This is a genomic window from Prevotella sp. HMSC073D09 (assembly GCF_001814145.1).
GTDB lineage: Bacteria > Bacteroidota > Bacteroidia > Bacteroidales > Bacteroidaceae > Prevotella > Prevotella conceptionensis.
The window spans coordinates 1-9,279 of the sequence record NZ_KV815125.1 but is presented as its reverse complement, the minus strand read 5'-3'; the positions used below and the strand labels follow the sequence as shown (position 1 = coordinate 9,279).

7 protein-coding genes are annotated in these 9,279 nt (G+C 48.9%); 3 read left to right on the top strand and 4 right to left on the bottom strand.

Annotation, left to right across the window (positions count from 1 at the left end; translation table 11 throughout):
• Positions 1-163: 163 nt before the first annotated feature.
• The 4 genes from HMPREF2955_RS11825 to HMPREF2955_RS11810 all read right to left on the bottom strand — a co-directional run bounded on the left by HMPREF2955_RS11825 (position 164) and on the right by HMPREF2955_RS11810 (position 5,902).
• A complete protein-coding gene (locus HMPREF2955_RS11825; protein WP_070723705.1) occupies positions 164-1,369 on the bottom strand; it encodes a clostripain-related cysteine peptidase in 1,206 nt (401 codons plus the stop codon).
• Between the two features lie 194 nt (positions 1,370-1,563).
• Positions 1,564-4,245 (bottom strand): valine--tRNA ligase, encoded by a 2,682-nt coding sequence (locus tag HMPREF2955_RS11820; RefSeq protein WP_070723670.1) that lies wholly within the window; start codon positions 4,243-4,245, stop codon positions 1,564-1,566.
• Positions 4,246-4,341: 96 nt separating this feature from the next.
• On the bottom strand, positions 4,342-4,935 hold the full coding sequence (locus tag HMPREF2955_RS11815; RefSeq protein WP_070723669.1) for an aminotransferase class IV: 594 nt from the start codon (positions 4,933-4,935) through the stop codon (positions 4,342-4,344).
• Positions 4,904-5,902, bottom strand: coding sequence for an aminodeoxychorismate synthase component I (locus tag HMPREF2955_RS11810; protein ID WP_070723668.1), 999 nt, complete (start codon positions 5,900-5,902; stop codon positions 4,904-4,906). The genes HMPREF2955_RS11815 and HMPREF2955_RS11810 overlap by 32 nt, the downstream gene beginning before the upstream one ends.
• Positions 5,903-6,075: 173 nt before the next feature.
• Between HMPREF2955_RS11810 and mazG the strand changes: the two genes are divergently transcribed.
• The 3 genes from mazG (at position 6,076) to HMPREF2955_RS11795 (ending at position 8,627) form a co-directional block, all read left to right on the top strand.
• Entirely contained in the window at positions 6,076-6,873 is a 798-nt protein-coding gene (gene mazG / locus HMPREF2955_RS11805) for a nucleoside triphosphate pyrophosphohydrolase (protein WP_070723704.1), read from the top strand.
• Between the two features lie 271 nt (positions 6,874-7,144).
• A complete protein-coding gene (locus tag HMPREF2955_RS11800) occupies positions 7,145-7,705 on the top strand; it encodes a lipocalin-like domain-containing protein (protein WP_070723667.1) in 561 nt (186 codons plus the stop codon).
• 7 nt (positions 7,706-7,712) lie between these two features.
• On the top strand, positions 7,713-8,627 hold the full coding sequence (locus tag HMPREF2955_RS11795; RefSeq protein ID WP_070723666.1) for a ribonuclease Z: 915 nt from the start codon (positions 7,713-7,715) through the stop codon (positions 8,625-8,627).
• Positions 8,628-9,279 lie beyond the last annotated feature (652 nt).

Below are 9,279 nucleotides of genomic sequence, written 5' to 3'. Positions count from 1 at the left end.
ACCACGTTTTGCCACAAACAAATGGAGCCGTATTTCAGGTTTTATCATATCTTTGTCCAGGTACTTCGTACATGAAGGGGTGTTTATTTTGATTTTAAAGTGCAGAGAAAACAGGCTCTTCTCAATTTGTAGAAATATTAAAAGTCAAGACGACTTCCTTTTATTAATGTGTCGCTTTCCACCACCCAGTTGCCTTTTTAGTGGTTAAGGCCTTCTCAAAATCCGACTGTGTGGGGTCGCTGATGGTTATTCCGCTATACGCATTTACGCGGATTCTGTTGTAGCTAAGCTCTTCAAGGGCTGTGTAAATATATGGCGTTGTAGACTTATATGGCACCAACTGGGCAAGTGCAGTGTGCAAGTTGCGCGCCAACGCCTGTGTTTCGGGCGTAGTGCAGAGTTTGTTTACGTAGTCGCCCATATCAAAGAAGATGGTCTTTTCGTAGCCATCAAGTCGCTGAACGTCTTCCCAATCAATGAGATTGGCTTTTTTCGCAGTTGCAGCGTTAATTGTTTTCATGTGCGCAACCACTTCTTCCACTTTGCTACAATCGGTAACGCCGATGTTTCCGTATGGCCACTGATAGTTAGAATAAAACTGATGGAACTCGTTAACTACGGCCTGATAGTTGGGGTTTTGCTGTATCAGGTATTTCCAAATGTTCTTATAGGGCATGCCGTAAGCCATAATCTCGCTGCAACAGCCAATAAGATAGTTGGTGGCGTGGCGCATTTCGTAGGCCACTTCTATGTTAGACATGTAGCAGTCGTCGAACATAACGAACTGCATGGGCATCTTAGCCTGCTCTATGGCCGCAGCCAATGTGGGGATGTTGGTTTGAAAATAATGGTCGGTTCCGCCGAAATAGCGTGTGCGTGCCCTGCTCTTACCCTCTGAGAAAAGCCAACCCGTGCCGTGACAGCCCACAATGAGGGCGTATTGTTTGGCCTTGGCCTGTGCTTTTACTTCGTTAAATATACTGGCCAAGCCGTTGGTTGTGGTGTAGGCAGGCATGTTGTGCTGGTCGTAACGTTGCAGCGTGTCTCGCCGGCAAGTGCCATAGGGTGCGCATTTCACCTCCATCAGCACCGCGCTGTTGGCCGATGTGGCGATGAACACCATCAGCTTGTTACGCCCCAATCCCTTTTCGGCCTCGATGGCTGCCTCTATATCCTTGATGTTTTGCAGGAAATTGTTGTACAAACTACCTGTTGTGTTGTTTCTGGAGGCACTCCACGGCATGTAGACAAAGACGGTTTTGTCGGGCAAACCTTGCGGGATGGGGTAGGGCGCAGGCACGTCTTCGTGGCAACTCACAATAAAGAGCGTTGCCAAAAGTATGAGTAATGAGGTGAGTCTTTTTTGCATGAAGGGGGATGTTTGGGGATTAAATGAGAGAAGTTCCTGCACCGTTCGCTGCCATTGGTTTGCCCGCATCGCCAAGTTTTGCGCTTGCAAGGGCGTGTTCGATGGTGCGGAGCGGTTCAGGAACTTCGTTTGTAGGTGGGTGATGGCGCGTTTGTTTTACGCCGCCCCCGACTTTAAAGGGATGTTATATAATTTCACGCACCAAAATTATCCAGTAAAGGGGAGTTTCCAGATCTCTCTATATCTGCCTTCAATTCCTCGATAGACGCTTTTAGCGCGGCAATCTTTTCTTCCGAGTCGCTTTGTTTCTTGCGTTCCAAAGCAACGACGGCTTCAGGAGCGTTAGCCACAAAGCGTTCGTTAGACAGTTTCTTCTTGATGCCAGCAAGGAAATCTTCGAGGTGCGCCAATTGTGCCTCTAGTTTACTAATCTTTGTTTCAAAGTCAATTAGATTGCCAACATGTATAACAAATTCGTGGGTCTCAACCATGAAAGTATAAGTTCCATTTGTTATAGGACGCTCACTTGTAAAGCCTACATTGGCCATCTTTTCAATTAGACTTACATAGTCTTGCCAAATGTTTTCTTTGCCCATGTATCGTAGGTCGAACTTGTATTTTGGGGACAATCGCTCTTGACTACGCATTGTTCTCACGCCACTGATAATCTGTTTGACTAATTCCATCTTGGCATTCAGCTTGTTGTCGGCCTCTGTGGGCGCGTCTATTTTCAGGCATTGGCACATAATCGACTCGCCCTCTTTGCGTTCGGCAATATGCTGCCACAGCTCTTCGGTAATGAAAGGCATGAAGGGGTGCAGCATGTTGAGCAGCGTTTCGAAGTAGCGCAACGTGGCGTTGTAGGTGTGGACGTCGATGGGTGAGCCGTATGCAGGTTTCACCATTTCGAGATACCAGCTTGAAAACTCGTCCCAGAAAAGTCGATATACGGCCATGAGTGCCTCCGAAATGCGATATTTCGAGAACAAGTCGTTCAGCTCTTCGTTGGTTTGGCGGAGTTTGGCCTCAAACCATTGGCAGGCAATTCGGCTGGCCTCAGGTTGCGGTTGGTCGCTAACTTCCCAGCCCTTAACGAGCCTGAACGCGTTCCAAATCTTGTTGTTGAAGTTACGTCCTTGTTCGCATAGTGCCTCGTCGAAAAGAATATCGTTGCCCGCAGGCGCCGAAAGCATCATGCCCATACGAACACCGTCGGCACCATATTGTTCAATCAATTCGATGGGGTCGGGCGAGTTGCCGAGCGATTTCGACATCTTACGTCCCAGCTTGTCGCGTACGATACCCGTGAAATATACATTCTTAAAGGGCATCTTTCCGCGATATTCGTACCCTGCCATAATCATTCGGGCCACCCAGAAGAAGATAATGTCGGGTCCTGTTACAAGATCGCTCGTGGGATAATAGTAGTTAATCTCCTCGTTATCGGGTTGGTTGATGCCGTTGAACACCGAGATGGGCCACAGCCACGACGAGAACCATGTGTCAAGACAGTCCTCATCTTGCTCCAAATCGGCAGCGGTGAGGGTGCCACATACGGCTTTGGCCTTTGCTAACGCCTCTTCGGCAGTGAGTGCCACAACACATTCGCGCTTTCCGTTTGCCGTGAAATAGTAGGCCGGAATGCGATGTCCCCACCACAACTGACGGCTAATGCACCAATCTTTGATGTTTTCTAGCCAGTGGCGATAGGTGTTTTTGTACTTCTGCGGATAGAAAGCGATGTCGTCGTCCATAACAGGTTGCAGTGCCAAGTCGGCAAAATGCTGCATTTTAAGGAACCATTGGGTAGACAATTTTGGCTCGATGGGCACGTGTGTACGTTCAGAATAGCCCACCTTATTGTTGTAGTCCTCGGTCTTTTCCATCAAACCAGCCGCTTCTAGGTCGCTGGCGATTTTCTTTCGCACGTCCATGCGGTCCATGCCAACATACAAACCGGCCGCCTCGGATAGCGTTCCGTTGTCGTTGAAGATGTCGATGGTGTCCAATCCGTGTTTCAATCCCAGGTTATGGTCGTTAATATCGTGTGCGGGAGTTACCTTCAAGCATCCCGTACCAAACTCGATGTCCACGTAGTCGTCTTCAATCACGGGTATTTCGCGGCCCACCAGCGGCACGATAACATGCTTGCCTTTCAGCCAAGTGTTCTTCGGGTCGTTCGGATTGATGCACATGGCGGTGTCGCCCATAATCGTTTCGGGGCGTGTAGTGGCTACCACGGCGTATTTTCCAGGCTCTTCAACCACCATATATTTAAGGTAGAACAGCTTGGAGTGCTCTTCTTTGTACACCACTTCCTCATCAGAGAGTGCTGTTTGCGCCTGCGGGTCCCAGTTAACCATGCGAACGCCGCGGTAAATCAGTCCTTTTTCGTAGAGGTCGCAGAACACTTTGAGGACACTTTCCGAGCGTTCGTCGTCCATTGTGAATGCAGTCCGGTCCCAATCGCACGATGCGCCCAATCGTCTAAGCTGTTTAAGGATGATGCCGCCGTGTTCGTGTGTCCAGTCCCACGCGTGTTTTAGGAACTCATCGCGGCTTAAATCCGTCTTCTTCACGCCTTTTTCGGCTAGCTTGGCCACCACTTTTGCCTCAGTAGCGATGGATGCGTGGTCGGTTCCAGGCACCCAACAGGCGTTCTTCCCCTCCATTCGTGCGCGACGAACGAGGATGTCTTGTATCGTATTGTTAAGCATGTGGCCCATGTGTAGCACGCCCGTTACGTTGGGCGGAGGGATAACCACGGTGTAGGGAACCCTTCCGTCGGGCTTACTGGCAAAGAGTTTGTTGTCTAGCCAATATTGATACCATTTGGTTTCCACTTCTCTGGAGTCATACTTACTTGCTATTTCCATATCCTGTGTTATTGTTATAAAGTCTCACTTAGTGTGTAGAGAGTGCAAATTTACTAAAAAACATTGGATTAACGCCACGAAGTGGTGCGCTATTCTTTATATAATATGTGTGGTGGGGAGTTCCAATTCGTGTGCGCCAATCATGGCGTTGAAGAGCATGATGCGTTGGAACGAGGCAAGAGAGGCGGGTGTAATCTGTGTTTCCGTTAGCTTGCCATGTAGCAAGAGCCATTGGCGCATGGTACCATTTAGTAGCGGTTGGGCAGGCGTGAACCACTTATGTCCATCGAAAAAGGCCACGTTGGTAAACGATGTGTCGGTAACCAGTCCGTTTTTAACGATAAGCACCTCGTCGCAACCATCGCGGAGAGCCAGCAGTCGGTCGAGTTCGTGTCGGTCGGCGCTTTTAAATGTGTAGCTGATGTCGTTGTCTTCCACCATGCGGAGCCACTGTATTTCGCGCCGTTTGTATGTCTGGAACGTGGTTTCGCATACGCCATCAACATCGTACACCACCCTCGCCTTGATGCGCTCTTCGCTTATTGGCGCATCGTCGAGCCACTTTTGCAGACTAATGGGGGCGGCATGTGGGGCAAAATGCGCACGTGTGGCGTTCATTCGCGCCTCGTGCAAGGGCAGGTTCATGGCTTTACCGCCTTCAATCCTGATGGTTTCTACAAATTGGTGCATACACTTTTTCAATCACTTCGTGGTATTCGTCCTTCCAATTGCTCTTGGCCGTGATGCCACCGCCAGCCTTAAAGAATAGCTTTCCGTGGCATTGGTCGATGAACCTAATCATCACCGCGCTATCCAACTCGCCGTTATCCCATCGTCCCATCACGCCTGTATAGAAGTCGCGGTGGTAGTTTTCGGCCTCGGCAATTATCTCAATGGTCTTCTTTTTGGGTGCGCCCGTTATCGAACCAGCAGGCAATTGCGAAAAAATAACGTCGCCCGGACGTTGCATGAGGTGGGGCATCAGTCGCCCCCTTATTTCAGAACTGGTTTGCAAAAGCGGTCCGCGGTGGGTGTTCAGCCGCTCCACGTATCGGTAACGCTCCACATGTACGTCGTAGGCAACCATGCTTAGGTCGTTTCTAATAAGGTCTACGATGGTGGCATGCTCGGCAGCCTCCTTCTCGTTGGCCAGCAATTGTTCGGCCGACGATGGCGAAACGTCTTCTGCTGTGCCTTTCATCGGGTACGAACTGATTTCTCCCTGCGCAATCTTTACGAACGTTTCGGGCGAGAAACACACCAGCTTGTCTTTCATCCAAAGCCGATAACGCGCCTCGGCCGCATTGTAAAGGTCGAGCAACGAGAGGTTGGTTCGCAGTCCTATGCGGCAAGTAAGGTTGGCCAGATAGCTGTTTCCAGCCAACATGGCGTTTCTAACGATGTTGAAACCATGCTGATATTCGGCCTCTGTGGGTGGCTCAATGCCCCATTCGATGTCCTTGTTGGCGGGGTAGGCGGTCTGTGTGGCGTTGCCTTTTCCGTTGAAACAATACTTCAACTCGTTGGCATCCACCCCGTTTTCGGGTTCCACCACGGCACGTTTAGAGTCGTAATCTATGATGAAAAGGAAAGGAACGGCCTGCTCAGCCAAGTCGTTCATGCGTTGTCGAGCCTCTTCCCGATTGTAAAAATTCATTCTTCTACTTAGCGTTTTTGATGGTGTAAAAGTACGAATAAAATGTGAAATGCCGAAATGTGGCACTTTTATTCAACGTTACAGTTTATTTTTTATTATCTTTGCATCAACAGAACGGCATTCGCCATGTTGCCTTTGGGCTACGCGGCGTACGCCAACACCAAACATATAGTATGCATACGAAAGAAGAAAAGATGGAGGCCTTTGGGCGATTGCTCGATGTGCTGGACGATTTGAGAGAGAAATGCCCGTGGGATAAGAAACAAACCTTCGAGAGCCTGCGCCCGAATACAATAGAAGAAACATACGAACTGTGCGACGCACTGGCCAAGAACGACATGAATAATGTTTGCAAAGAACTGGGCGACGTATTGATGCACACCGCATTCTACGCGCTGTTGGCCAGCGAGAAGGGCGAGTTCGACATTGCCGACGTGTGCAATCGCGAGGCTGATAAGCTGATTTTCAGGCATCCGCACATCTATGGCGACGTGCAAGCCGACAACGAAGAGCAGGTGTTGAAGAACTGGGAACAGCTAAAGCTGCAAGAGAAGGATGGCAACGAGACGGTGCTTTCGGGGGTGCCTGATGCGCTGCCGAGTGTCATTAAGGCCTATCGCATACAGGATAAGGCCCGAAACGTGGGTTTCGATTGGAAAGAAAAGAACGACGTTTGGGCGAAAGTGCGTGAAGAATTGGACGAATTGGAAACCGAACTGAAACGCGAAGACAAGGAGAAGTCTACCCAAGAGCTGGGCGATTTCTTGTTTAGCGTAATCAACGCAGCAAGACTTTACCACCTCAATCCCGACAACGCGTTGGAAAAAACCAACCAGAAGTTCATTCGAAGGTTCAACTATGTGGAGCAGCATTCCATTAAGGAGGGCAAGCCGCTCACGGAGATGACGCTCGAAGAGATGGACGAACTGTGGAATAAGGCTAAGAAGGAAGAGGGAGAGATGGGTTCCTGAGTTTTTGAGTTCCTGAGTTTTGAGGTTTCTAAGTTTTTGAGTTTTATCGCATACAATTTGCAAACTGCAAGCTTATTAACGTAGGTGTTCACCAGCTTACATGCTCACGAACTTATAAATTCACCAGCTTGTAAGCTCAATAACTCACCAGTTCAACAACTCACCAACTTATAAACTCACCAACTTATAAACTCAATAACTTATAGGCTCACCAACTCAATAACTCATAAACTCACGAACTCAAATACTAATACATTAATATATATAGCGTATGGACAAGAGAATATCAACCATATTGTTTGCTGTTATGGCCGTTTTATTTATAGTGGCATGCGGCGATGGTAAGAAAAAAGGAGACGGAAAGCAGTCGGTTGCAACCACAGAAGGAAGTAAGGGCGACACCACCGTTTATGGTGTGTGTGGCGTTAACACCGCCATGCACAACTTGGAATTGGTTACTGTACAGGGCGACACACTTAATTATCTTTTCGATGTCGACGACGAGTCGGCCGTTAAGGGCGGATTACTCGCAGGCGACAGGCTGGCAGTGGTGGGATATAAGAACGCCGACGGCGAATACGAGGCCAATCAAGTGCTTAATCTTACCACCCTGATGGGCAAATGGCGCAGCATTGATAAGCAATTCGAACTGATGGAAGACGGCACGGTGCTGTCGGCTGTGAAGGAAGAGGCACACCCTTGGACATCGTGGAAGGTGTTCAACGGACAACTTTTGCTCAATAAAGACACCTTTACCGTGAACGCCTTGGGTGGCGACTCGCTCTATTTGGAGAACGCGCACGGCATCTTCACCTTCACGCGACAAAAGTAATACGCCCTTGGAACCATTTAAAGTGCATATCCTGGGATGTGGCAGCGCGTTGCCAACACTGAAACACAACGCCACATCGCAGGTAGTAGACATCCGTGGAAAGCTGTTTATGATAGATTGCGGCGAGGGGACGCAGGTTCAACTGCGCCGTTCGCGCATACGTTTCACTAAAATCGGGGCGGTGTTCATCTCGCATTTGCATGGCGACCACTGTTTCGGGCTCATCGGTATGATTTCTACTTTCGGCCTACTTGGACGTACGGCGGCCCTGCATGTGTATGCTCCTGCCGAACTCGGACCGATGCTCCGCATGCAACTAGATTTCTTTTGCAGTGGCATCGAGTTCGAAGTGGTGTTCCATGCCGTAGACACTAAGGTGCAACAAGTGATTTACGAAGACAAGAGCCTTACCGTAGAGAGCATCCCTTTGGAACATCGCATCGACTGTTGTGGCTTTCTTTTCCGCGAGAAGAGGTTGTTGCCGCACATCCGTCGCGACATGATAGACTTCTATCGCATACCCATTAGTCAGATAAACAACATCAAGTTGGGTGCCGATTGGGTAGACGATGAGGGCCGTACCGTGCCCAATGCGCGCCTGGTTACGCCCGCCGACCCAGCCCGCGCATACGCCTATTGCAGCGATACGCGCTACATGCCACAGCTACATAAGGCTGTGCAAGGCGTGAACACCCTTTATCACGAGGCCACTTACGATAGTTCGATGGCCTCGCGGGCACGACTTTACTACCACAGCACGGCCGAAGAGGCGGCTAAGGTGGCACGCGATGCAGGTGTGGGCAAGCTTGTTTTGGGGCATTACAGCGCCCGATACGAGGCCGAAGAAGTCTTGCTAGCCGAGGCTAGGGCCATCTTTCCAAACACAATCTTAGGCCAAGAGGGATTGGAAGTTGATGTTTGATGGGGAAAGAATGGCTTATAAAGGTGAAAAGGTGGAAAGGTGAAAGGGTGAAAAAGTGAAAAGGTGAAAGGGTAAAAGAGCTTATAAAGGTGGAAAGGTGGAAAGGTGGAAAGGTGGAAAGGTGAAAGGGTGGAAAGGGGAAAGGGTGAAAAGGTGAAGGGGTGAAAAGGTGAAAAGGTGAAAAAATGGCTGCGCCTATTATGCTGTTAACTAAATTGGGTGTTAATGGTTGCACCTGCTGATGAACGAGTTGGGCTAGTATAGCTAGGTAAACTAGTGTTCCTAGAACCTTTAGTATTCCTAGAATTCCTACGAATACCTAGTGTTCCTAGAGCCATTAGTATTTCTAGAATCCCTAGAATCCCTAGTGTTCCTATAATCTCTAATATTCCTAGAATCCCTAGTACTACAAGATAAACAAGCCCCACTAGCTTACTGAGCTAAACGCTTATTAAATCATTAACCAGTAAACCCGTAGGCATCCCAGCTTATCATCTCGAACTTTGTCGTCTTTTAAGTATAAATCTTATAACGGCGTTTGCCTCATATATCAACCAAGAACGATGTTCATTGCTATTTCGAACCTACCAAAACTTAAACCATGACAACCCATTCAATCGTAAGCATCCAATATTCGCCGTCTTTTTCCGAT

Coding starts and splice junctions, on each gene's coding strand:
- mazG (WP_070723704.1), top strand. CDS start 6,076: ATGCATACGAAAGAAGAAAAGATGGAGGCCTTTGGGCGATTGCTCGAT.
- HMPREF2955_RS11825 (WP_070723705.1), bottom strand. CDS start 1,369: ATGCAAAAAAGACTCACCTCATTACTCATACTTTTGGCAACGCTCTTT.
- HMPREF2955_RS11800 (WP_070723667.1), top strand. CDS start 7,145: ATGGACAAGAGAATATCAACCATATTGTTTGCTGTTATGGCCGTTTTA.
- HMPREF2955_RS11810 (WP_070723668.1), bottom strand. CDS start 5,902: ATGAATTTTTACAATCGGGAAGAGGCTCGACAACGCATGAACGACTTG.
- HMPREF2955_RS11820 (WP_070723670.1), bottom strand. CDS start 4,245: ATGGAAATAGCAAGTAAGTATGACTCCAGAGAAGTGGAAACCAAATGG.
- HMPREF2955_RS11815 (WP_070723669.1), bottom strand. CDS start 4,935: ATGCACCAATTTGTAGAAACCATCAGGATTGAAGGCGGTAAAGCCATG.